Source organism: Streptomyces sp. NBC_01549, from assembly GCF_026339955.1.
Taxonomy (GTDB): Bacteria; Actinomycetota; Actinomycetes; order Streptomycetales; family Streptomycetaceae; genus Streptomyces.
Genome location: NZ_JAPEPW010000002.1, coordinates 1,964,408 through 1,987,350 on the forward strand (window position 1 = coordinate 1,964,408; position 22,943 = coordinate 1,987,350).

16 protein-coding genes and 4 pseudogenes are annotated in these 22,943 nt (G+C 68.7%); 6 read left to right on the forward strand and 14 right to left on the reverse strand.

All coding sequences use genetic code 11. The features are described from left to right. The 7 genes and pseudogenes from OG819_RS44105 to OG819_RS44135 all read right to left on the reverse strand — a co-directional run bounded on the left by OG819_RS44105 (position 1) and on the right by OG819_RS44135 (position 10,008). A complete protein-coding gene (locus OG819_RS44105) occupies positions 1–5,463 on the reverse strand; it encodes a glycosyl hydrolase family 28 protein (protein WP_266655011.1) in 5,463 nt (1,820 codons plus the stop codon). Between the two features lie 23 nt (positions 5,464–5,486). Beyond that, positions 5,487–6,281, reverse strand: coding sequence for a Tat pathway signal sequence domain protein (locus OG819_RS44110; RefSeq protein ID WP_266655013.1), 795 nt, complete (start codon positions 6,279–6,281; stop codon positions 5,487–5,489). A 7-nt stretch (positions 6,282–6,288) separates the two neighbouring features. Continuing rightward, entirely contained in the window at positions 6,289–7,488 is a 1,200-nt protein-coding gene (locus tag OG819_RS44115) for a glycoside hydrolase family 88 protein (protein ID WP_266655015.1), read from the reverse strand. Continuing rightward, complete coding sequence (gene pqqE / locus OG819_RS44120; protein WP_266655017.1) at positions 7,485–8,570, reverse strand: pyrroloquinoline quinone biosynthesis protein PqqE; 1,086 nt, start codon at positions 8,568–8,570, stop codon at positions 7,485–7,487. The genes OG819_RS44115 and pqqE overlap by 4 nt, the downstream gene beginning before the upstream one ends. Continuing rightward, on the reverse strand, positions 8,567–8,821 hold the full coding sequence (pqqD, locus tag OG819_RS44125) for a pyrroloquinoline quinone biosynthesis peptide chaperone PqqD (RefSeq protein ID WP_266655019.1): 255 nt from the start codon (positions 8,819–8,821) through the stop codon (positions 8,567–8,569). Before pqqD ends, pqqE begins: the two co-directional genes overlap by 4 nt. Before the next feature lie 263 nt (positions 8,822–9,084). Next, positions 9,085–9,795, reverse strand: a pseudogene (pqqC, locus tag OG819_RS44130) (pyrroloquinoline-quinone synthase PqqC); the annotation flags it as partial. 18 nt (positions 9,796–9,813) lie between these two features. Then, positions 9,814–10,008, reverse strand: coding sequence for a hypothetical protein (locus tag OG819_RS44135; protein ID WP_266630864.1), 195 nt, complete (start codon positions 10,006–10,008; stop codon positions 9,814–9,816). 324 nt (positions 10,009–10,332) lie between these two features. On the opposite strand from OG819_RS44135, the gene OG819_RS44140 reads away from it, so the two are divergent. Both OG819_RS44140 and OG819_RS44145 read left to right on the forward strand, forming a co-directional pair. Next, on the forward strand, positions 10,333–11,124 hold the full coding sequence (locus OG819_RS44140; protein ID WP_266431833.1) for an aldo/keto reductase: 792 nt from the start codon (positions 10,333–10,335) through the stop codon (positions 11,122–11,124). Positions 11,125–11,327: 203 nt separating this feature from the next. Then, positions 11,328–12,023, forward strand: coding sequence for a glycoside hydrolase family 75 protein (locus OG819_RS44145; protein ID WP_266630862.1), 696 nt, complete (start codon positions 11,328–11,330; stop codon positions 12,021–12,023). An 18-nt stretch (positions 12,024–12,041) separates the two neighbouring features. On the opposite strand, the gene OG819_RS44150 is transcribed toward OG819_RS44145, so the two are convergent. The 4 genes and pseudogenes from OG819_RS44150 to OG819_RS44160 form a co-directional block, all read right to left on the reverse strand. Beyond that, entirely contained in the window at positions 12,042–12,743 is a 702-nt protein-coding gene (locus OG819_RS44150) for an SDR family oxidoreductase (protein WP_266655021.1), read from the reverse strand. Between the two features lie 85 nt (positions 12,744–12,828). Continuing rightward, on the reverse strand, positions 12,829–13,152 hold the full coding sequence (locus tag OG819_RS44155) for a hypothetical protein (RefSeq protein WP_266630858.1): 324 nt from the start codon (positions 13,150–13,152) through the stop codon (positions 12,829–12,831). A gap of 60 nt (positions 13,153–13,212) precedes the next feature. After that, positions 13,213–13,278: pseudogene (locus tag OG819_RS59245) on the reverse strand (hypothetical protein); the annotation flags it as partial. 24 nt (positions 13,279–13,302) lie between these two features. Next, positions 13,303–13,765, reverse strand: a pseudogene (locus OG819_RS44160) (IS200/IS605 family accessory protein TnpB-related protein); the annotation flags it as partial. Between OG819_RS44160 and OG819_RS44165 the strand changes: the two are divergent. Further along, positions 13,719–14,333 carry a hypothetical protein gene (locus OG819_RS44165; protein WP_266655023.1) on the forward strand — a complete coding sequence of 205 codons (615 nt, stop codon included), beginning with the start codon at positions 13,719–13,721 and terminating at the stop codon, positions 14,331–14,333. The pseudogene OG819_RS44160 and the gene OG819_RS44165 sit on opposite strands and share 47 nt — an antisense overlap. A gap of 10 nt (positions 14,334–14,343) precedes the next feature. Here the strand turns inward: OG819_RS44165 and OG819_RS44170 are convergent, their stop codons facing one another. Continuing rightward, positions 14,344–15,240, reverse strand: coding sequence for a class I SAM-dependent methyltransferase (locus OG819_RS44170; RefSeq protein WP_266655025.1), 897 nt, complete (start codon positions 15,238–15,240; stop codon positions 14,344–14,346). Between the two features lie 139 nt (positions 15,241–15,379). Here OG819_RS44170 and OG819_RS44175 point away from each other — a divergent pair, with 139 nt between their 5' ends. Then, positions 15,380–16,150: a phytanoyl-CoA dioxygenase family protein gene (locus OG819_RS44175; protein WP_266655027.1), complete on the forward strand. Its 771-nt coding sequence runs from the start codon at positions 15,380–15,382 to the stop codon at positions 16,148–16,150. A gap of 28 nt (positions 16,151–16,178) precedes the next feature. Here the strand turns inward: OG819_RS44175 and OG819_RS44180 are convergent, their stop codons facing one another. Next, entirely contained in the window at positions 16,179–17,894 is a 1,716-nt protein-coding gene (locus OG819_RS44180) for a glycoside hydrolase family 6 protein (RefSeq protein WP_266655029.1), read from the reverse strand. 238 nt (positions 17,895–18,132) lie between these two features. Beyond that, positions 18,133–19,605 (reverse strand): cellulase family glycosylhydrolase, encoded by a 1,473-nt coding sequence (locus OG819_RS44185; RefSeq protein ID WP_266655031.1) that lies wholly within the window; start codon positions 19,603–19,605, stop codon positions 18,133–18,135. 504 nt (positions 19,606–20,109) lie between these two features. On the opposite strand from OG819_RS44185, the gene OG819_RS44190 reads away from it, so the two are divergent. Together OG819_RS44190 and OG819_RS44195 are read left to right on the forward strand one after the other, a co-directional pair. Next, complete coding sequence (locus OG819_RS44190) at positions 20,110–21,906, forward strand: zinc ribbon domain-containing protein (protein WP_266655033.1); 1,797 nt, start codon at positions 20,110–20,112, stop codon at positions 21,904–21,906. Positions 21,907–22,337: 431 nt separating this feature from the next. Further along, positions 22,338–22,852 (forward strand): annotated as a pseudogene (locus OG819_RS44195) (cellulose binding domain-containing protein); the annotation flags it as partial. Positions 22,853–22,943 lie beyond the last annotated feature (91 nt).

Sequence of the window (22,943 nt, forward strand, 5' to 3'; positions counted from 1 at the left end):
TCAGCCCGTGTACTGGGCGAAGACCTTGAGGTAGTCGTACGGCTGCTGCGACACGCCGCTGCAGGAGTCACCGTCGGATCCGGAGCCGCAGGCCCGGTCGCGGTTCACGGACCAGTAGGTGAGGCGCCCGATGTGGTGCTGTTGGGCGTAGGCGAGCATGGTCTTGAAGTCGGCGACGCGGACCAGTTCGCCGGAGTCGTCGGTCTTGCCGTTCATGGACGACAGGCCGATGTGCGCGTACGCCGTCGCGTCGCTGTATCCATAGGCCGACTTGACCCGCGCCTTGAGGCCCTCCATGGCCTGGGTGGTGAGGGTGCCCATGTTGGTGGTGCCGCCGCCGAAGTCGAACGGCATGATGCACCAGATGTCATTGGCGAGCCCCGAGGTGGCGGCCCGCTTGATCATGTCGACCCCGGTGGAGTCCGGGCCACCGGTCGTCGTGCCGAAGGTGATGATCGTCTTGAGGCCGGAGTTGCCGGCCTTCACGATCTTCAGCGCGTCGATCACGCGTTGCCGGACGGTGGCGTTGCTCCACTCCGTGTTCTCGATGTCGATGTCGATGACCTTGAGGCCATAGGCGTTGATGATCTTCTGGTAGGCGCCCGCGAGCGCCGAGGCGCTGGAACACTTCTCGCCGAGCTTGGCGCCGCTCCAGCCGCCGACGGAGACCACGACATCGCCGCCGGCCGCGCGGATCGCGTTGATCTTCGACTGGTCGTTGCCGCCGGTCAGCGGGCGGGAGCCGTCCCACTTCGGGTTGCAGGAGCCGTCGGAGAGAACGAACGCGAGCGTGAACCACTTCACCCCGGTCGCCGACATGACCGACGTCGGGTTCTGCGGGCTGCCCCAGCCGAGGTACTCATAGGGCGCCACCGCCATGCCCGGTGAGGCCGCGGCGGTCTTCAGGGCGGTGCTCACCGGCTTCACACGGATCAGACGCGTCTCGCCCGGGCGCAGGGTCGCGCTGTACGAGTCCGCGATCGTGCCCTTGTGAGAGCCCGACCACAGGTCGGTGACATCACCGGAGCCGGTGAAGCCGACCTGCGACCAGTTCACGCTGACCGTGGAGTTGCCGGACGTGCCGGTGTTGAAGAGGGCGACGACATACTGGCCGTCGCTCTCCTTCTTGCTCCAGACCTGCTTGACGCCACTGCTCACGATCCGCTTCGCGGCGACGCCGTCCTGGTCGACACCGATGAGCCGGTCGTTGGTCAGCATCGGTTTGTCGACGGAGTCGAGGTTCGTCAGGTCCGTGCCGAGCAGCAGGGGTGCGCCCGCCATCGCCCACAGGGTGAGGTGCGAGCGGCGCTGGTCGGCGGTGAGACCCGCCTGGTCGCCGTTGCCGATCTCCAGTGAGTCCAGGTCGTTCCAGCCGCCCGGGCCCGCGTACTGCTGCCAGTTGGCCGCCGAGGTGAAGCGGGCGGAGACGTGCGACCAGTCGGTCAGCGGATAGCCGCTGCCGTTGTCGCCGGAGCCGCAGTAGCACTCGACGTCGCCCTGGGTGCGCCAGCTGTTCGCCAGTGACTTCCAGGTGGAGGCATTGGCGATCGGAAGGTTGTTGGAGAGGGCGAAGGTGATGGGCCGGCCGGTGGCCCGCAGCGCCTTGTCCCAGGCCTGGACGTCGGGGATGTCGGCGCTGCCCACGCCGTCGATCTTCAGGTAGTCGACTCCCCAGGAGGCGAACTGCTTGGCCCATGAGTTCACGAACTCCTGGGCGCCGGGCTTCCCGTAGTCGATGTAGTACATGTTCTTGCAGTTGTAGTTCTTCTCGGTCTTCGAGGTGTCCGCGATGTCGGCCGCGTGGTAAGAGGTCCCCTCGATCGGTGTGTTCTTGGTGACGGCGTTCTTGGCGATGCCCGGCGTCACATAGAAGCCGAACTTGAGCCCCTTGGAGTGGATGTAGTCGGCCAACGCCTTGATCCCGGCGGGGAACTTGGCGGTGTCGACGGTCCAGCGCCCGTAGGAGTCGACGACGAATCCGTTCGCGTCGCACTTCTGCCAGAAGTCGTCGAGGTTGACGTACACGAAGCCGTGGTCCTTGAGTCCGCCCGCGATGAGCGCGTCGGCCTGCGCCTTGATCTTCGCCTCGGTCGGCCACCGGCGCACGAAGCTCCAGCTGCTCCAGCCCATGGCGGGGCGCAGCGACTGACCGTTGTCCGAGTAGGTTCCCGAGGTGGCCGTGGGGGTGGCGTACGACGTGCCGATCCAGGCCTCGTCGATCCGCAGCCGCTTGTAGCGGGTGGTGTCGGTGGACGCGGCCCAGGTGGAGTCGACTTCGAGGCGTACGTACCGGGCGTTGGCGGCGGTCAGGTCGATTCCCTGGATGCCGCGTCGGCTGGGGAGCTGTCCGGTCTTGACCGCGCTGCCCCAGGTGGACCCGTCGTTGCTGAGGAACACCTTGTAGTCCTTGATGCGGGCGGACTGCTCGGTGTCGGAGCGTGCGTAGGCGACGGAGTCCTCGCGCTGGTTGAGGCCGATGTACTGCACCTTCTTGGCGCTGCCGAGGTCGAAGGTGAGGTTGACGGGCAGCGTCTTGTTGCTGTCCCAGTAGGTGAGGTAGTCGCCGTCGCCCGCGGCGGCCGCGCCGTGACCGCTCGCCGAGGCGCTCGCGGACATCGTGACGCCGGAGGCGATGCCCTGGCGGCCGGCCGTGGTGACCTTGAAGACGGTGTCGTACGGGTCCCAGTTCGCCAGGTCGTTGAGAGTGAGCACGCCACCTGACTGCGTCCACGAAACGGCCGCGCCCGTACGGAGGTTGGTGACGGAAGCGATGCGGTAGCCGTTGTCACGGATGCGCAGGGTGCTGGTGCTGGGCGGGGTCAGCACATGGACGTACTGGAGGTTGGGGTCGGTCTTGCTGACCGTGGTGACGCCGTGGGCCCCGTCGTTCCAGAAGCCGGGCTTCAGGCCGCCGTACATGTAGCCGCCGCCCTCGGTTCCGTGCAGTGACTGCCAGATGGGGCCGAGGTAGGAGTCGGCGAAGTTGTTGAAGGCCTCCTGGTTCGCCGGGAACCTGCCGTTGACCTGCGCGGTCTCGGCCATCAGCGCCTTCACGGACGAGCCCGCGTTAGTGATCAGGCGGCCGAGGGTGAGCGTCTTGTCGACGGAGGGGTTGGAGCCGTCGTACCACCACGCCCCGCTCGACGGCAGCTTGAAGTCGGCCTCGGTGAGGCGGGGCCCGGCCGTGTAGACGGCCTGGGGGTAGTCGTAGGACGGGGTCATGCCCGTCTTCTGCTCGTTGCTGATCATGTCCATGATCGACGTGTCTTCGTTGTTGTTGCTGAGCGTGTAACTCGGGCGCTTCTGCTGGATCTGCGCGTAGAGGTCGTGGCTCTCCCAGTACGCGTTGTCGTTGTCGATCCAGAAGCCGCCGAGGTCCGGATAGCGGTCCATGACCTCGAAGAAGTTGTCGTAGCTGAAGCGGCCGAAGCCGTCGCGGGTGGTGAGGTCGACGTCAGCACCCTTGTAGGCGGAGTACGCGGCCGAGTCGAGCCACTCGTGACCGCCCTCGTCGTGCCACTGGGGGTCGTCGGTCATATAGAGGATGACCTTGAGCCCCTTGGCCTTGGCTGCCGTGATCAGCTCACCGAGGAAGTCCCGCTTGGTGGAGCAGCTGCCGGGGATCTTCGAGGGCCAGGGCCGGGCGTAGCCGAGGCGGCTGTGGAAGCTGGCGAGGACGAGGTACTGGGTGTGCAGCTTCTGGGCCTCGTTCACCCAGTAGTCGGGGGTCCAGCCGCCGTTGGTGACGTCGTTCTCCCAGGCGGTGCAGCTGGTGTGGGCGGGGGCGGTGCGTTCGCCCCAGTGCAGGAAGAGTCCGCCGACGGAGCCACGCAGGAACGCCTGGCGGGGGTTTTCGAGGTCGAGCGGCTTCACACCTGTGTGCGGCCGCCGCGCAGCTCGGGTCGTCACCGCCGTGCTCTCGGCCGGCGTACCGCAGTTCTCGCTGGAGCCGCTGCTGGAGACCCGCAGCGTGCCGCCCGTGGTGTTGTGACTGTCCGTCAGGCAGTAGCCGGTGACGTTCTGGAAGCCCATGTCGTGGGGTGAGTCGCTCCCCCGCTGGGCCGTGAACCGGGTGAACCTGATCCCGTTCGCGGCGTTCGCGATGACGGCCGGGCGTCCGTCGTCGGCCGCGTACTTCACCGAGCTGTCCGTGAAGGTGATGTTGTCGGCGTTGTGGAGGTACCAGCCGTACGCGGGCCGCGTGCCGATGGCCTTGGGGTTGTAGTCGCCCGGGTCGTTGCTCGGCACGGCGGTGGACATGGTGCCGTTGCCGCCGGGGACGGTGATGTTGACGTTGGTGAAGGTGACCCCGCTGATCCGGTGGCCGTTCTCGCCCCACAGCGTCGGGCTGAAGGACGGACTCACCCCGGTCGCCGTGATGTTGTCGTACGTGACGTCGCTGATCGAGCCGACGCCGGGACTGTTGCCGCAGCGCTTCCGGGTACCGATCTTCTGCATGATCGGCGAGTGGACGCCGGTCATGGTGATGTCGCGGTAGTGGACGTCGGAGATCTTCGCACCGTCCATGGAGACCATGCCGAGCCCGGACTTGTCCGCGCCCTCGATGCGGATCTTGGCGAACTGGTAGTCGGAGAAGTCGCCACAGGTCTCGGAGCCGAACATCAGGGCGTTGCAGCACGCCGCCGACAGATACGAGTCGCTCACCCGCACATGGCCGTTATGGAGCTTGGCCCCGAGCGCGTAGTCGCTCTTGAAGACGAGGGCGTCGTCGTTGGCCTTGATGTTGGCATTGGTGACCGTGACATTGGTGGTGCTGATGATGTTCCAGCCGTCGCGGTCGCCGGCCGTGTCGATGGTCAGGTGGTCCGAGGTGACGTTCGTACAGCCGTTGATGAGGGCCGCGAAGTGCCCGCCGCGCCGCAGGGTGAGGCCGTCACCGAGGCGCAGACCGTCGCAGCGGGTCAGGGAGAGGATCTTGTCGGCCTCGCCGGACTTGGGGTTGCCGGTGATGAGGTTGCCGAGTCCGTCGATGACACCCTCGCCCACGAAGCCGATGTTCTTCAGCTTGTCGCCGTAGATCATCGCGTTGTGGAAGTGACTGTGCCCGTAGTCCTGGTAGGCGTCGTTGGGGTTGGTCTCGGGCGGGTCGTAGGTGTCCGCACTGGAACCCTGGACCGTGGCGCCCTTGTCCACTTGAAGAGTGACCTCGCTCTTCAAGTGGATGGTGTTCTTGGACTTGTACTGGCCGGCGGAGAAGCGGACGGTACCGCCGCCCGCCGCGTTCGCAGCGGTGATGGCCTTGTTGATGGCCGGGCTGTCATTGGTGGAGCCGTCGCCCTTGGCTCCGTAGTCGTGGACGTCGAACACGGCGGCGGCGTGGGGCGCGGTGGTGGACGTGGGAGCGGTGGCGCTCCGGGGAGCGGCGAGGGCCGCGGGGTGGGTCAGGCCCAGTACGACGGCGAAGGCGAAGAAGACACTCGCCGCCCAACTCCGTTTTCTCATGGGTGGTTTCATGGAACGGCTCCTCACACCAGTTGGTAGCCGCGCAGGTTGGTCAGCAGCAGGTAGCAGTCCTGCAGGGACCCGGAGGTGTCGCCGAGGGACCGGTAGATGCCCCACTTGGGGCGCACCCGGTCGGCGAGGAAGGTGTCGACGCCCGACTTGGACGCGTCGATGACGGTGGTGGAACCGTTCTTGAGGATCCAGCGGAGGGTACCCGCGGAGCCGTTGCCGACCTTGATCTGGAAGTCGACGTCGATCCATTTGTTCTGCAGCGGCTCCAGATCGGTGCGGCCGACGAGGATGTCGTCGATCGCGAGCTTCAGCTCGATGGTCTGCACCCCGTTCACCCGGCGCAGTGACTGCACGACGATCGGCGAGGTGCCGGTGCCGGGCTGCTTCATCTGCATGATGTGGGTGAAGGTGGTGGTCGCCTTCAGCGAGCTCGGGATGTACATCGAGTACGTGACCCGCCAGGTCTGGCCGACGGTCCACTTGAGGTAGTCACTGCCGCTGCCGTTACGCAGGCCCGTGACTTCCTGGCGCTGGCGGTCCGTCGAGGTGTCGCGGTCGACGGTGTGCATGTTGAAGCGCCAGTTGTCGCCGGTGGCGAAGATGTGCGGCTGGCCCGCGGGATGCGAGTCGGCACGGTCGTCCTCGATCGTCTCGAAGGCGCCGAGCTTGTCACCGCTCGCCGACGGGGACCACTTCAGCTGCCAGGAGGCGGCGTGCGCGGCGGTGCCCGTCGCCGGGATGCCGACCGCGGCCCCGGCGGCGCCGCCGAGCGCCGCGCCGAGCAGGGTCCTTCTCGTGGTGCTCATGGCTGACTCACCTCGTCCTGAGTGGGTGGGCTGTGAGCTGTTCGTTCATGATCAGGAAGGCGCCGAGGCCGTGGAAGTCGTTCGTGGCCCGGTCACGGGCGATGTAGTACGCGTAGTCGCCGACGTTGGTGCCGATGGAGATGTCGGTGAGGTTGGTGCGGCCGTCGGAGCCGACCGAGATCCTGGCGAGGACGCCCTGGTAACCGCGCTGCGCGACGGACGCGTAGTGCGGGTCGAGGTAGCCCTGCTGGGCGCCACGCGAGAGGGCGTAGGTGAACATGCTGGAGCAGGACGTCTCGGTCCAGTTGTCGCTGCGGCCACCCTTGTCGATCACCTGGAACCAGCGGCCGGTGGCCGGGTCCTGGGTCTTATCCAGACCTGCCGCCAACCTTCGGAAAATGCCGACCAGTTGGGGTCGTCGTGGGTGGTCGACCGGGATCGCGTCGAGCACGTTGACGATCGCCATCGCGTACCAGCCGACCGCCCGGCACCAGTGTTCCGGGGCGAGACCGGTAGCCGGGTCGGCCCAGCTCGCCGTCTTCGACTCGTCGTAGGCGTGCTTCAGCAGGCCGTTCGTCACCTGGAGATGGTTGCCGTAGACATAGAGCTGCTTGGCGGCCTCGTCGTTCGCGTAGGTCGTGTCCCCGAACTCCTTGCCGTACTCGACCAGGAACGGGTTCACCATGTAGACGCCGTCCGACCAGAGTTGGTGGGCCCGGCTGCTGGTGTCGGCATGCCAGAAACCGCCGTCGGAGGTGCGTGGGTAGGTGTTCAGACGGCTTCGGATCTTCAGGGCCGCCTTGCGGTAGCGGTCCTGGCCCGTCTCGTGGTGCAGGATCGTCAGCAGCCGGCCCGCCTGCATGCTGTCGAGGCTGTTGAAGCTCTGGCCGATCGAACCGTCGCTCGACACGAAGCGGTCGACGTAGCTCTTGATGTAGGTGAGATAGCGGGCGTCGTGCGTGCGCTGGTACGTGAGGTACTGGCCGTAGAGATACAGCCCGACCGGGTACGACCAGCCGCCGATCGTGCTCGGGGTGTAGCGGGCCATGGTCGAGTCGATCAGGGCGACGGACCAGTCCTGGGCGGCGGCGGGCCTTCCCGCAGGCGCTTGGGACAAAGGTGTCGGGGGTGCGGTGGCGGCCACCGTGGTCAGGCCGGCGGTGGTGAGCACGCCCGCCATCAGCGCTGCCCGCAGTCGTCGTCTCATGTTCCTCCCTCTCGGTAGGCGTAGGCGGAGTTCCTGAGCGGGGCCTCGTCGACGAGCGCGCGGACGAGGTGGTGGTCGGGTGCGTGGCGGCAGGCCGGGTCGGTGCGGGAGGCGTCGCCGGTGAGCGCGTACGCCTGGCAGCGACAGCCACCGAAGTCCGTCGTGCGCAGGGCGCAGCCGCGGCAGGGGTCCGGCATCCAGGCCTCGCCCCGGTAGGCGTTGAAGGCCTTGGAATCGCGCCAGATCCAGTCGAGCCGGTGTGCGCGCACGTTCGGCGCGTCGAGTGCGGGGAGCGTCGCGGCGGAGGGGCACGGGAGCGCGGTGCCGTCCGGGGCGACGGTGAGGGAGACGGCACCCCAGCCGCCCATGCAAGGTTTCGCGATGGCGTCGAGAAGGTCGGGGGCGACCCAGACCAGTTCGAGGGAGCCGGTGAGTTGTTCGCGCCGTCGGCGCACCGTGACGCGGGCCCGTTCGACCTGGTCCCGGGTCGGCAGGAGAGCGGTGCGGTTGCGGGCGGCCCAACCGTAGTACTGCGTGTTGGCGAGCTCGATCCGGTCGGCACCCCAGGAGAGGGCGAGTGTGATCAGGTCGTCGACGGCGTCGATGTTGGCCCGGTGCAGGACGGCGTTCAGGCCGAGTGGCAGCCCGGCCGCCCGCACCAACCGTGCGGCGCGCTCCTTGGCGGTGAACGCGCGGGCCCCCGCGATGAGTTCGGCAACCCGGGGATCGGTGTGCTGCACGGAGAGCTGGACGCTGCGCAGTCCCGCGTCCACCAGCTCCGCGAGCCTTCGCTCGTGCAGGCCCACACCGCTGGTGACGAGCTGGGTGTAGAGGCCCGCGGCGTCGGCGGCGGCGACGATCCGAACGAGATCGCGCCTGAGAAGGGGTTCGCCGCCGGACAGATGGATCTGGACAACGCCCAGGTCAGCGGCCTGACATAACACGTCGGCCCATTGCCCTGCGGTCAGCTCTCTTGACCGACTGATCAGTTCGACGGGATTGGAGCAATACGCGCAGCGCAGCGGGCAGCCGTGGGTGAGTTCGGCCAGCAGAGCCCAGGGGGGATCGACGGTCGCGGTCATCGGAGCCAGCCCTCCTTGCGCAACGCCGCGAGGAAGCGGGGTACTTCGTCGGCGACGGGCGCGCCGGGGAACCGTTCGGCGAGCGTGGCGACGATCTCGGACACCTCGCGGTGGCCGTCGCAGAGCCGGACGACACTCCCGGCGTGGCCGCGCAGGACCACGACCCGTTCGGGCACGAGCAGCAAGTCGGCCTGGCGGACGGGATCATGACGGAACATCACAGGACGGGTGAGGGCGGGGCGCCAGGTCATGGCGGGCCTCCCGCGGGGCCGGGCACACGCGGGGCCGCCGAATGATCCGACGGCCCCGGCGGGACGGCTCCGGGTGAGGCATCTCCTGACGCCCACTCGGACGCGAGGGACAACGCGTCCCCCGACGCCTGCCCTGACACCAAGGCCGAGGCATCTCCCGGTACGGCAGACGACGTGCCCGGCGCGCGCGGCAGGGCGCCGACTCCGGCGGCGGCGCCCGACACACCGGCCGACGCGCTTGCGCCCGTCGGTACGGTGTCGCTCGCCCGGTCCACCGCGTCCAGGAGCGCCCACAGCACCTCGCACTTGAACGTCAGCGCCGCCACGGCCCGTTCCTGCTGCTCACGGGTGCGGGCCCAGCCCTGGACCAGGGCGAGTGCCTCCGCGCTGTCGCGGCCGCCCTGCCCGATGCGGGTACGGAAGTACGCGAGGCCCTCGGTCTCGATCCACGGGTAGTACCGCTCGAACGCGGCGATCCGCGTGCGCATCAGCCCCGGTGCGGACAGCTCCGTGAGGGAGGCGGCGACCGCGTCGAGCACCGGCCGCAGGCGGCAGAAATTGACGTAACCCTCGACCGCGAGCCGGACGCCGGGCAGCACCCGGGAGGCGTCCCACAGCCTCGGCCGTTCGAGGCCGGCGGCCTCGCCCAGCCGCAGCCAGCGTTCGATGCCGCCCTGCCCGACCGCCGTGCCGTCGTGGTCCTGGATCCTGCGGACCCAGACCCGCCGCAGTGCGGGTTCGTCGAACTTGGCGAGGATCAGGGCGTCCTTGACGGGGATGTGGCGCTGGTAGTGGAAGCGGTTGGCGATCCAGCGGCGCAGCTCAGACGGGGTCAACTCACCCTCGTGCATACGGACGTTGAAGGGATGACGGTCGTGGTAGCGGTCCTCGGCGACGGCGCGCAGCCGCTCGGTGAACTCGGCGGTTCCCCAAGGGGCCGCGGCACCGTCGTCGGGTACCGGTGTCGCGGTCACGGTTCGACGACCGCGGGGCTAGGCGGTACGTGCCAGGCGTTGCCCGGCGGGTGCCCGTTCGGCCTCCGCGCCCAGGCGCTCGCCGAGGGCGTACGCGGTGACCTCGAGGGCGGTTTCGACGACCAGATATCCAGGGGTCTCCCAGACCCTTTCCTCCGATGTTTCCCGAATGACCTGCTCCGCGCGGCGACCTTCGAAGACGCTCTTGTTCATGTGCGCGTACCTGCTTTCCTGATGGGTGGGGGGTGTAGAGCCCAGACAGGTGCTGGTGTTCACATGGATGCACCGAGTTCATGAACCCGTTCGGTGACGCCCTACAGAGTGGTCGGATGACGGCACTCGGTCAATGGTCCGGACCCATAAGGTCGGATCCATTTCCGGCCAATCTCCGACCCTCACCGGGAATCCACAGCGAATCCACCGGTCAGGAATGCATAACGGCCGGTGATCGTTGACGATGGGAGTACCAACCGACGACTGAAGGATCGAGAGCTCGTGAGCAAGGTCCCCCCGATCATCCTGAACAACGGCATCGAGATGCCGCAGCTGGGCTTCGGTGTCTGGCAGGTCCCGGACGACGAGGCGGAGCAGGCCGTCGCCACGGCGCTGGAGTCCGGATACCGCAGCATCGACACCGCGGCGATCTACGGCAACGAGGAGGGCACCGGCAAGGCCATCGCCACCTCCGGCATCCCCCGCGAGGACCTCTTCGTCACCACCAAGCTCTGGAACAGCGACCAGGGATACGACTCGACGCTCCGCGCGTTCGACACCTCCCTGGAGAAGCTCGGCCTGGACTACCTCGACCTGTATCTGATCCACTGGCCCCTGCCGTCCCGGGGCAAGTACATCGACACGTACAAGGCCTTCGAGAAGCTCTACTCGGACGGCCGGGTCAAGGCCATCGGTGTCTCCAACTTCTACCCGGAGTACCTGGAGAAGCTGATCGAGGCGACGTCCGTCATCCCGGCCGTCAACCAGATCGAGCTGCACCCGCAGCTTCAGCAGCACGCGGCGCGCGAGTACCACGCACAGCAGGGCATCGCCACCGAGGCCTGGTCCCCGCTCGGCTCGGGCAAGGGTCTGCTGGAGGTTCCGGCGATCGTCGCCATCGCCCAGAAGCACAACCGCACTCCGGCCCAGATCGTGCTGCGCTGGCACATCCAGCAGGGCAACGTCGTGATCCCCAAGTCCGTGACCCCGTCCCGGATCAGGGAGAACATCGACGTCTTCGACTTCTCGCTCGACGCCGAGGACATCGCGGCGATCAGCGCGCTGAACGAGGACCGTCGCCTGGGGCCCGACCCGGCGACGTTCGACATGGGCTGAGCCTGATCCCCATGGGCTGACCCGCCCCGCCCCCACCGCCGGCCCGGACGCGCACCGCGTGTCCGGGCCGGCGACGTTTCCCCGCCGGTTTCAGCTCCTGGACCGGACCAACTCCGCTGGAGGGCTTGACGCGGTCATGCAAGCAGGGCCACCTTGTACGGCAACCCGGTAAGGAAACTTTCCTAACAGAAGGGTCCCCCACAGTGCGCTCTCGAACACTGACCCTCGCGGCCGTCGCCGGTGCCGCGCTCCTCGCCACCGCCGCACTCCCGGCCAGCGCGTCGGGCACCGCCACCCCCCGTTCCGCCCAGGAGGGTTCGGTCAGCGCGGCCGCCCTGCTCGCCAAGGTGACATCCTGTTCGCAGATATCGAGCGGCAAGTACAAGACCGACGACGAGACCTCGGCCACCATCCCCGTGTGCGGCAAGAACGGCGCGGTGTTCTGGAAGGCCGACATGGACATCGACTGCGACGGTCAGGTCACCAGCAAGTGCAACGGCGACGCCGACCCCTGGTTCCAGGACGACACGGCGTTCCACCAGTCCGACGGGAAGCCGCTGCGCGCCGAGTCACTGCCGTATGTGGTCGTGCCCAGCACCAGCAGCATCTGGAAGTACACGAGCTACGGCATCAAGGGCGGCGGTGTCGTCGCCGTGATCTACAACAACAAGGTCGAGTACGCGGTGGTCGGCGACACCGGGCCCACGCAGATCATCGGTGAGGCGTCGTACGCCACGGCGAAGGCCCTCGGCATCGACCCCGACCCTGCCACGGGCGGAGCCGACTCCGGGGTGACGTACATCCTGTTCAAGAACTCCCAGGTGTCGCCGATCGAGAGTCACAGTGCGGCGGTGTCGCTCGGGGACTCGCTGGCACAGCAGTTCCTGCAGAACAACTGAGGCCCCCCGGATCCGACGTCAGTTGGGCTGGCCGATCGGACGTACCACCACGGTGTTCACATCGACGCCCGCCGGCTGTCCGATGGCCCAGACGATCGACTCGGCGAGCTGATCCGCCGTCAGCAGCTGACCGGGTGGCAGGCTCCCGTTGCTGTCCCAGAACGGGGTCTCCACCCGGCCCGGCGAGATCAGGGTGACGCCGACACCGAACTCGGTCACCTCGCGGCGGGCGTTCTCGGCGAGCCCGGTCACGGCCCACTTGGTGGCGCCGTAAATGTTGCCGGGGGTGTGGACGTGGCCCGCCACACTCCCGACCAGCACGATCCGGCCCCGCGTCTCCTTCAAGGCGTCGATGGAGGCCCTGATCAGCAGCGCGGGACCGAGCACATTGGTCAGCACCATCTCGGACCAGCCGGCCGGGTCACCGCCGGCGACGGTGTCGTGCGTGGCGAAGCCGGCGTTGGCGACGACGGTGTCGAGGCGACCGAACTCCTTGAGCGTCGCCTCGACCGCGGACCGCACCTCGTCGTACTCGGCGGCGTGTCCGACGACGGTCAACAGCCCCTCCGGACTGCCGAGTTCCTCGGCGAAGGCGCGCAACCGCTCCTCACCGCGCCCGGTGACGGTGACCCGGTGCCCGGAGTCGAGCAGTCGCCGCGCGACCGCGGCGCCGATACCGCTTCCGCCGCCGGTGATGAGTGCGACAGGTGAGTCGGTCATGGAAACCCCCGTATTTCTGCGATGACTCGCGGGAGTACATCATTTGAAGCGCTCTCGAAGTCAAGGCCGGCCCCGCCGAACTCCCTCAACACGTAAGCCGGTAGGGCACGTCGGCCAGATATCTGCGCCACTCGGCCCGGGTCGCCCTGCCCCCCGCCCGGGCGCACACTTCGGTCGCCGCACGGTCCGGCGCCAACCGCGCTGAACGCACGGCCAGATGAGAAGTCGCGATGCGCAACTCGCCATCGTCGGAGGTGAATCCGATCGCGAGGACGGGTCCGTCACCGGCCGGCACGGTCGCTCCCGGCAGCCGCGGGGACGCCGTCTCCCACACGCGGACCGAGCCGTCGGCCCGGCTCGCGGCCAGCAGCGACCCGTCGGCCGAGAAAGCCAGGGCGGGTCGCTCCACGGTGGAGTCGGCGGCTGCCAGGACGGCGATCTGGTGCTGCCCGTCCGCGTCCCACAGGGTGAGGCGCCCCTGGATGTCGGCGGCGGCCAGGAAGCGTCCGTCAGGGCTGAAGGCAGCGGTGCGCAGGAGATCCTCACCCTCGAACCGTTTCTAAAGACTGAGCGGGAGTGAGTCCTGTCGCCAGAACTCATGCTCAGCCGCACGTCCCGAACGGTGTTGGGCGTGCTGGTTGCCCGCGTTCGCTCCGTGTCCGGGCGGCGCGCATCGTGTGCGTGGTCCGGGAATGCGGGGGCGGGGTTCCTCACGCCCAAGGGCATCCGGTCGGGCCTGGACGGTCCGATGCCCACAGCCATCGCTCTGGTGGGTGTGGGGCGGTGCCGTCCTCCCCCAGTGCCTTAAGGGCCTGGGGGTACCCCAGCCGGACCGGATGTCCTTGGGCGCGCCTTCCGATCGCGATGCTTGCCGCATCGTGCCGGGTGATGGTGCGGTTCTTCGAGGTGAGGGGCTTTTGCCAGTGCTGGGCGCCCCATCGGGAGGTGTAGGCCGGGTCCACGGCGATGATGGTGATGCCGGTGGTGTCGGCCATGGAGGTCAGGCGGGCCCGGAGCCTGCCGGCACCTTTGTACGTGGACCGCTATGTGCTCTACGGGCAGAGCGGCACCGCCCTGCTGATCGGCGCGGCGCTGGACCGGCTCGCCCGGGCCAGGCGGACCCGCACGGCGGCGCTGGCCTGCGCGGGCGCAGCGGTCCTCGCGCTGCTCCCCGTCACCCGGCACCTGCGTACGACGCAGAGCCGGGTCGACGACGTGAGCGCGATCGCCCGCGCCGTGGCCCAGGCCGGTGCGCCGGGTGACGGGGTCCTGTATCTCCCGGCGCGGCGCCGGGTGTGGTCCCTGCCCGACCCCGGCTCCGTGCGCGGGCTGCGCGATCTGGCCCTCGACCGTGCGCCGGCCGCCTCGCACACCTTGTACGGCACCGAGGTTCCGGCGCCGGTCATCCGCTCCCGCATGATCACGGCGGCCCGTATCGTCGCGGTGAGCGATCCCGCGGGGCAGCCGCTCGACGCGACTCAGGGGGAGATCGTCAAACGGCGGGTCCTGGCCACGTACTTCGAGGAGTGCGGCACGCGCCGGGTCCAGGGCGCCCGGGTCACCGTGTACGCGCGCCCGGGCACGTGCTGACCGGCCGGAACTACTCCGGCTTCACCGCGACGTGCATGGTGTGCGCCGTCAGCAGGAAGACGTCCGGCCGGTGGTACACGCTCGCCTTGTCGTCCGGGTCGAGGAGACGGTCGAGGGTGGCGAGGTCGTCGGCGTCGAGGCCGGGGGCGAGGGCGTCGCGGCGGTGGGTGAGGGAGGTGACGACGAAGGCGCGCGTCTCGTCCGAGACCGGGGCGGGGAGGTCGACGAGGAAGGTGCGGGTCGCGGTGTGGCGCAGGCCGACGGCGCTCAGCAGGGCGGGCCAGTCCTCCGTCTCCGCCACCGCTCCGGGCAACTCGTCCCGCATCCGGCCGAACCATTCGTCGTGGACCGCGTCGATCCGGGACTGAAGGCCGGGGCGGCCGATGCCGATCTCGCGCGGGAAGTAGCGCATGGGCAGGCCGCCTTCCATGAGGGCGAGCGTGCCACCGGGCGCGAGGGCGCGTACGAAACCGGTGAGCGCGGCGCGCTGGTCGCCGACGTGGTGCAGGGACCTGCTCGCCCACAGCAGGTCGGCCGGATACTCCAAGTCGCCTAGCCCGCTCCCGAGTTCGGCGCGCAGGGTGCTGAAGCGGTCGCCGACGCCGAGCCGGTCGGCGCGGGCGCGGGCCCGCTCCAGCAGGGGTTCCACCTCGTCCACGGCGACCACCCGCGCCGCGGGGAAGACGTCCGCGAGGAGACAGGAGATGACACCGGGGCCACTGCCCGCGTCCACGATCAGCCCGGTCCCGGACCGCTGGTCCCGCAGCCAGCCCGCCGCCTCGGTGTACTGGGGGCTGAAGAGCTCCGCCTCCTGCTCCAGCATGGGGATCATCTGGCCGAAGTCCATGTGGGTGTGGTCGTGGGCGTGCCGGGTACTGTCGTGGTTGTGGTGGTGGTCGTGTGCCATGGTGGTCAGCCTCTCGTCCGGGTGCGTTCACAGCGTGCTCCTCAGCTCCCGGAAACGGCCAACGATGTTGCGCGAACAGCAAAAACGGCGGTCGGAAAATCTGATGCGTCCGAAGCGGTCCGTCCCCGAGCATGGCCCCATGGACGACGAGATGGTGGAGCGGTTCCTCGAGGACGGGTTCGTGAAGATCGAGGGCGCGTTCCCGCCGCGCGTCGCCGAGAGCTGCGCCTGGCTGCTGTGGAAGGAGACGGGGTACGACCCGGACGACCCCGGCACCTGGAAGGACCCCGTGCACTGGGTGAGCGCCATGGCCCAGGGCCCGTTCGCCGCCGCGGCCAACTCCCCCGCTCTTCACCAGGCCTTCGATCTGCTGGTCGGCGAGAGACGCTGGGAGCCGCGTTACGCGCTGGGCAGCTTCCCGCTGCGGTTCCCGCACACGGAGGAGCCGGACGACGCGGGCTGGCACATCGAAGGGAGCTACCTCCCCGACGGTGAGTCGCTGTACCACTCCAATCTCCGCTCGCGGGGCCGGGCGCTGCTGATGCTCTTCCTGTTCAGCGAGGTGACGGAGGCCGACGCCCCGACCCGTATCAGGGTGGGCTCGCACCTCGATGTGCCGCCGGTCCTGGAGCCATACGGCGAGGCGGGTGCCTCGTTCCTCGAACTCGGTCCGAAGGTGGCCCCGGCCTCCGCGCACCGCCCGCTCACCTACGCCACCGGCCGGCCCGGAGACGTGTATCTCTGCCACCCGTTCCTGGTGCACGCGGCGCAGCCGCACCACGGCACGCGTCCGCGTTTCATGGCGCAGCCGCCGCTGTATCCGGCGGTGCCCTACGAGCTGGAGCGGGCGGACGGCGACTACTCGGCGGTGGAGTTCGCGATCCGCCGGGGGCTGGCCCAGGAGGCCTGACCCCCGGCGGATCGCCAGGTCGGGCACCCTACAGCGGCGGATACGCGTTCGTCATCAGCTGCTGGAACTGCGCCGAGAACCAGTGCCCCGACAGGGGGGCGTTCGGCAGCGCGCCGGACATGTTGTTGTTGTTCCGGGGGTTGCCCGTGTAGGTCGGGTCGCACATCCGGTCGAAGCCCTTGCCCTCGTCGTTGGCGATGGCGGAGCTGGAGCCGTCGGACTCACCCGGGGGCTTCATCCACACATAGGCGTCGATCCCGGTGGCCGGGGAGGCCTGCGGGCGCTCGCCAAGACCGGCACCGGCCTGGTTGCACCAGTTCCCGACGTGGATACGGCGGTCGTAGCGCCCGCCGTCGACGTAGGTGTCGACGCTGGTCGTCGCGCCGGGGCCGGTGGGCCGTGCGGTGCCGCCCCAGCCGTTCCTGGAGGTGTCGATCAGCATGCCGATGCCGGAGTTGAAGCCGACCGACACGAGCTGGTTGCGGAAGGCCTGGGCGAAGGACAGCTCGTCGACATAGCGGTTCCAGTCGACCCACTTGGACTGGCGGACGGAGGTGCCGTTCACCGTGTCGTTGATGGTGAAGTTGTTCTCCTTCAGGGCACTGTAGTTCGCCGTGTTGGTGATGAACCCGGCGACGTCGTCGACCGTGGCGCCCTCGCTGGTGGCCGCCTGCTTGAACAGGGTGGCGGACGGGGCGAAGTTGTCGTCCCAGCCGATCCAGCCGTGATGGCCGGCGTCCAGGTAGTTGTAGACGTTCGGGATCGCGCCGAGCTTGGCGAGCGCGTAGCCCACGCCCTTCACGTAGTTGCCGTTGGCGAGCATGGTGTCGCACTGCGGGGTGGCGGTGGCCCGGCTGCCGGTGTTGGTGACGAGGTTCGGCAGCGAGTCGATCTCGATGGTCGTGACGATCCGCAGCGAGGCGTACTTGCTGTCCGCGAGGATCGCCGCGATCGGGTCGATGAACTGCGTCTTGTACTTGTCGATCTCCGTCGGGCCGAGCTCTCCGTTGGAGGCGAGGGCCGCGCAGTCACGTCCGGGCAGATCGTAGACGACCAGCTGGACGACCTCCTCGCCGCTGCCCTTCTGCGCGAGCGCCGCATCAAGGTGGGCGCGCAGGCCCATGCTGCCGCTCGCCCCGTTGATCGCGGCGATCCGATCGAGCCAGACACCGGTGGGCTGGTTGGAGATCCGGCTGCCGCCGGTCTCCGCTGCCGCCTTCGCGGACCACTCCGGGTTCACGTACACCTTGGCTCCGGCGTACGGGTTGTCGACTCTCCCGGAGGGGTCACTGCCCCCTCCGCCGCCTCCGCCACCGCTTCCGTCGTCGACGTTGCAGGTCACCCCGTCGAGGGTGAAGGCCGTGGGCAACGCGTTGGTGCCGCTGTAGGAGGCGTTGAAGCCGAAGCTGACCGAACCGCCGGTCGCCAGCGTCCCGTTGTAGGTCTCGTTGGCCGCGGTGACGGCGGTGCCGCTCTGGCTGATCTTCGCGTTCCAGCCCGAGGTCACCTTCTGGTTTCCGGCGTACGCCCACTTCACCGCCCAGGAGGTCTTGGCGGCACTGTTGTTGGTGACCGTGACGGCGGCGGTGAAGCCGGTGTCCCACTGGTTCTGCACCTTGTAGTCGACGGTGCAGGGGATGGCGGCGATCCCGGCGGGGTCCGCGGGAACGGCCGCCACGGCGGTTCCCGAGGCGCCGGCGAGCAGGACGAGCGCTCCTAAGAGCGCGGATTTGGCACGACTCATGAGTGCGGGTTCCCATCTCTTCTTGTGCGGGTGTCCGTTGACTTCTCGCGCGGGTGCATGACTGATTCCTGCGCGGGTGTGCGCTTGACTCCGGCGCGGGCGTGCGTCTGATTCCGGCGCGGGTGTGCGTCTGATTCCGGCGCGGGTGTGCGTCTGATTCCGGCGCGGGTGTGCGTCTGATTCCGGCGCGGGTGTGCGTCTGATTCCTGCGCGGGTGTGCGTCTGATTCCTGCGCCGGCTATCCGTTGAGGGCGCGCAGATGATCACGCAGCCCGACTCCGTACGACGTGGGAGTGCCGTCGTAGTCGGAGATCAGGGAGGGACCTGAGGAGCAGTCCCAGGTGTTCCAGGTCCAGCCGAGGTAGGACAGCCCCCGGTCGTCGAACCACTTCATCGCGGTGTCGACGAAGCCGTGGGAGCAGGTGTTCTCACCGATCTCGCCCGCCACGAGCGGGACTTGGGCCGCCACCGGGGCGAGCGTCGAGTTCCAGCAGCTCTCGCCGGCGCAGGTGTTGAAGTTGTAGGTGTGGAAGGCGGCGACGAGGTTGCCCGTCGGATCGCTCGGCTTGTACATCAGCCACTGGCTCAGGTCGTTGGAGTACGCCAGCCCGCCGGCCAGGATCAGGTTCTTGGCGCCGGTGCCGCGAACCGCGTCGACCAGGTCCTGCATACCGGCGACCTCGTAGCCGATGCCCGGGCAGGTGCCGCCGTCCTTCCAGCAGGCCCACGCCTGGGCGGTGGTGGAGGTCGCGCGGTCCGGATAGGGCTCGTTGAACAAGTCGAAGGCGACGGCCTGGTCGTCCTTGAACGTGCTGGCGACCGAGGACCAGAACGCCGGGCTGTACTGCGCGTCCGGCATCGGCTTCTGGCAGGTGGCGTGGACGTCCGAGCAGCCCGCCGAGTTTCCGGTGTACTGGCCGTAGTTCCAGTGCAGTTCGACGAGCGGGGTCATCCCGTGCGCCTCGACCTTGGCGACCAGGTCCTTGACGGCGGCGATGTAGTTGGCGCCGGCGTACTCCGGTTTGATGTTGGACAGGCCGAGCCAGCACTCCTCGTTGAGCGGAATGCGGACCGTGTTGGCCTTCCAGTCGGCGATCGCCTTGACCGAGGCGTCGTCGACCGGGCCGTCGAAGATGCCGTAGCCCTGGACGCACATGAACTCGCCGCCGGAGCGGTTGACGCCGAGCAGCCGCCGCGTCGTGCCGTCGGCGTCGACGAGCTTGTTCCCGGAGACGTGCAGCTTGGGCGCGGTGCCGGTCGTGGGCGGCGGATCCGTCGGGGTCGGCGACGGCTCCGTGTCCACATTGCATGTCGTCCCGTTGAGCTTGAACGACGTCGGTACGGCGTTGCTCCCCGACCACGAGGCGAGGAACCCGGCGCTGACACTGGCCCCTGAGCCGAGCGAACCGTTCCAGCTCTCGTTGGCCGCGGTGACCGTCGTGGCGGACTGGGACCACTTGGCGTTCCAGCCCTGGCTGACCTTCTGACCGCCCGCGAAGTCGAAGGTGAGACTCCAACCACTGAGCGCGGCTCTGTTGTTGGTGATCTTCACGCCGCCCTGGAAGCCGGTGTCCCACTGGCTCGTGACGGAGTAGTCCACCGTGCACGCGGGTGTGGCTCCTGAAGCCGTGACGACCGGCGCGATCGCGGTTCCCACGAGGGCGACCGCGGCGCCGACCACTAAAAGTCCTGAACGCGGAGGGTGTCGCATGAGCGACTCCTTGCAGCTCGGGCGCGTCGTGACGGACGCGTCGACTGATGGAACCGCTCCCACTGGTGCGAATGAAGTTAGCGCCAAGTGTCGGTAAAGGACAGAGGCGTCGCACTGTTGATCAATCGAACAATTTCGACTCTTCAAGCACCTTGACCCCTTCGACCCCCCTCTCCAATATGGGAGCGCTCCCACTGGTTCAAGGGTCTTCAACTGTTGAGTGTTTGGCTTGAGCAGGTTGATTGATGCTGCTTCGTGTCATCGGTGCGGATCCTCGGGATCCACCACTGCTTTCATCCTGGTTGATTATGGTTTCTGTCGGCTTTGAGAGACGCGGGTGTTCCCCGTCTCGTCCTCGTCGGATGCCGACGGTTGTGCTCTTTCCGTACTTTCCCCGACCTTCCCGCACCGTCGGGGTACGGGAAGGCCGTGTCCTTGTGTGATGTCAGTCGTTAGGCCGATCAGAGTGCCGGGATGCGGCCGCTTGTGAAGATGACCGGACACGTGCCAGAAAGCGGGGTGGTGGTCGTGGCCAGGCTGATGGCGACGGCCACGTGCACCGCCTTCTCCGGCAAGCTGGAGGACACCGGTGAGCAGGTCGGACAGCGTGTCCTGCTGGAACGGGTGGGCTTTCTGACGGAGTTGTGCCGGGAGCTGACGGGTGCTCTGGTGGCTTCCCGGTGGGATGAGGGCTGGCTGGACATGCTGGCTGCCGGGGTGGACGAGCGGGGCAAGGCGTTGCCGTCCAAGGGGTGGATGGCGATGCGGCGCCTGAACTGGTCGCAGGCTGTCACGCCCCCGGCGGGAGTGTATGTCCCGGACCGGGTGCGCCGGGGCGTGGAGGAGTACGCGGCCCGCACCCTGCGGCTGGCCCTGCACCGGCGCAGCATCGTAGCCGCCGTCCTGGCCACCTGGCCGGATGATCCGCGGCGGCGCACCAATGCGGAGTGGACAGCGTTGCGAGCGGCGCTGCCCGCCGGGGTGAATGGTGCGGAGATCCGCAACCGCACCCGGCAGGTGCGTGCGTATGTGGCCGAGCACGGGCATGTGCCCGCCGGATTGTGCGTCCTGGAGGGCCCGCCGCAGGTGGCCCCGCTGGTGTTGCTGGCGGCGATGGACCGCCAGCAGGTCACCCTGGCCCGAGTGGATGCGGCCACCGCCCGGCTGCGGGTCAAACTCCCCCTGTGCGCGGCCCCGGCCACGGGGCGGGACTGGGCCTGGCACGTGATCGACATCCGGCTGCCCGGCACCATCGCGCCGGACGCGGCGCTGCACACCCCGACCCTGCGCCCCACCCGGGCCAGAAGGATCGCCGTCGACCTGCCCCACTCCCGGCCCGCCCCAGCCACCAAAACGACTGGCCATCGGGTGGGGCTGGGTTTCGACTGGGGTGTCAATACCCTGCTCACCGGAACCCTGGGCCGCCTGACCGGAAGAGGGCCGACTCGCCGGGTGGTCACCGATGGCCGTCCCCTCGTCTTCGACGCCGCCACGGTCAGTGCCGCCCTGCACCGGCTGCGCGGCCATCGCGAGCACCTCGCCGCCAAGCGCGACCACTACCAAGCCCTGGCTGCCGGGCTCGGCTCCCCGCACCCGGCCTGGGGCGAACACCTCGACCGGGCCCGGGTGCTGGAGGTCGAGCACGGGCGGGTGTGTGCCCGGATCCGGCAGCTGAATGCCGCGCTGGCCTGGGCGGCGGCCCGCTGGGCCGTCGACCAGGCCGCAGCACTCGGCGCGAACATCATCTACCTCGAAGACCTGACCACCCTGGAAGCCCGCGGCCACCGCAAGGGCAACGCCCGCCTGTCCGGGCAGGTGCGCGGCACGGTGGCCGAGGCGATCCGGCACCTGGGAGCGAGGGCGGGGATCGCGGTGGTCACCGTCCCGGCCCGGGGCACCTCCAAACTGTGCCCCGGCTGCCTGAACACCCTCACCCACCACCCCGCCCCCGACCGGCTCACCGAACGCGGCTGGAAGTGGGCACACTGCGCGGACTGCGGGCTGTCGATGGACCGGGATCATGCCGCCGCCCGCCGGATCGTCTCCCGCGGCCTGCTCGCCCAGGCCCACACCGTCACCGACCGCGCCACCGGCGCCCGGACCATCCGCGCCACGGTGGAGGGCACAGTGGCTTCGGCCCGCCGCCCGAAGAAGTCTACCCGCCGCCTGCGCCGACAGCGCCACACAGAGCAGGCCCCGCCCCGGCCACGTGGACCGAAGACCACCCCGGGCAAGGGGCACCCCACCCCCAGCAGGCCGAGCAGCGCCCGGCACCGAGGTGCCCGGTCTGCTGCCCCGTGACAAGCCCCGGGCCACACGACTTCCCGCCGTATGCCCGATGTGCGTACGGTCCCCGCCACCACCCCCACCACGGGGGCAGTCCAGCGTCCGGCGGGGCATGACACCCAGACACCAGCCGCCGTATCCAGGCCGGTGCCAGGTCATGGAGTACCCGCACCCCACCGGCCGGAAGACCTTCTCACGGCCCGCCGGGTGCGGCTCTCACGCAGAACCTGTCGACGGCGCACCCGCGCCGCCGAGCGGACCGGCTTCCACCACCTGCACGCCACCCAGGTCCACCCCCTCACCCCGAGGTTCGGACCACCGGACAGCGACCGCACACGGCCACGCCGCGCCTGAAAAGCCCGGAAACCACAGGCACACACAGAGTTCTAGAGACGCTTGTTGCTGCTCCGCGCTCACTTCTCCGAGCCGCAAGGAGGAACCAGCACATGCACCCCAGTTGCAGAAGGAGACGCCGGACCACCCGGCGACTGCAGACCGCCGCGGTGGCGGCCCTCGCACTTCCCCTCACGATGCTGGCGAATAATTCAACTCTCGCTCAGGTACCCGGAGTTCAGTACAGTGTCGACTACAAGACCAATGACTGGGACTCCGGCTTCACCACGGATCTCACGCTCACCAACCGGAGCACGGACCCGATCAACGGCTGGACCCTGACGTACGACCACACGGGCAACCAGACCCTGACCAGCGGCTGGAACGGCACCTGGTCGCAGTCCGGCAGGACGGTCACCGCGAAGAACGCCTCCTGGAACGGGACGACCGCGACGGAGCCGCGGTCTCCACCGGCGCGCAGTTCACCTACAGCGGCACCAACACGGCGCCCGCCTCCTTCGCAATCAACGGCACCACCTGCACCGGCGCCCATCAGCCGCCGGTCACCGTGCTGACCAGCCCGGCCGCGGGCACGGTCTACACGCAGGGCGACGCGATCCCGCTAGCACCGAGCCGATGGCGCGTCTGCGGTGCTGCCTGTGCGGGTGCTGCACGATGGTTACCTCCTGAGAGGACAGACTGCTTCTGTTCCCTCAGTT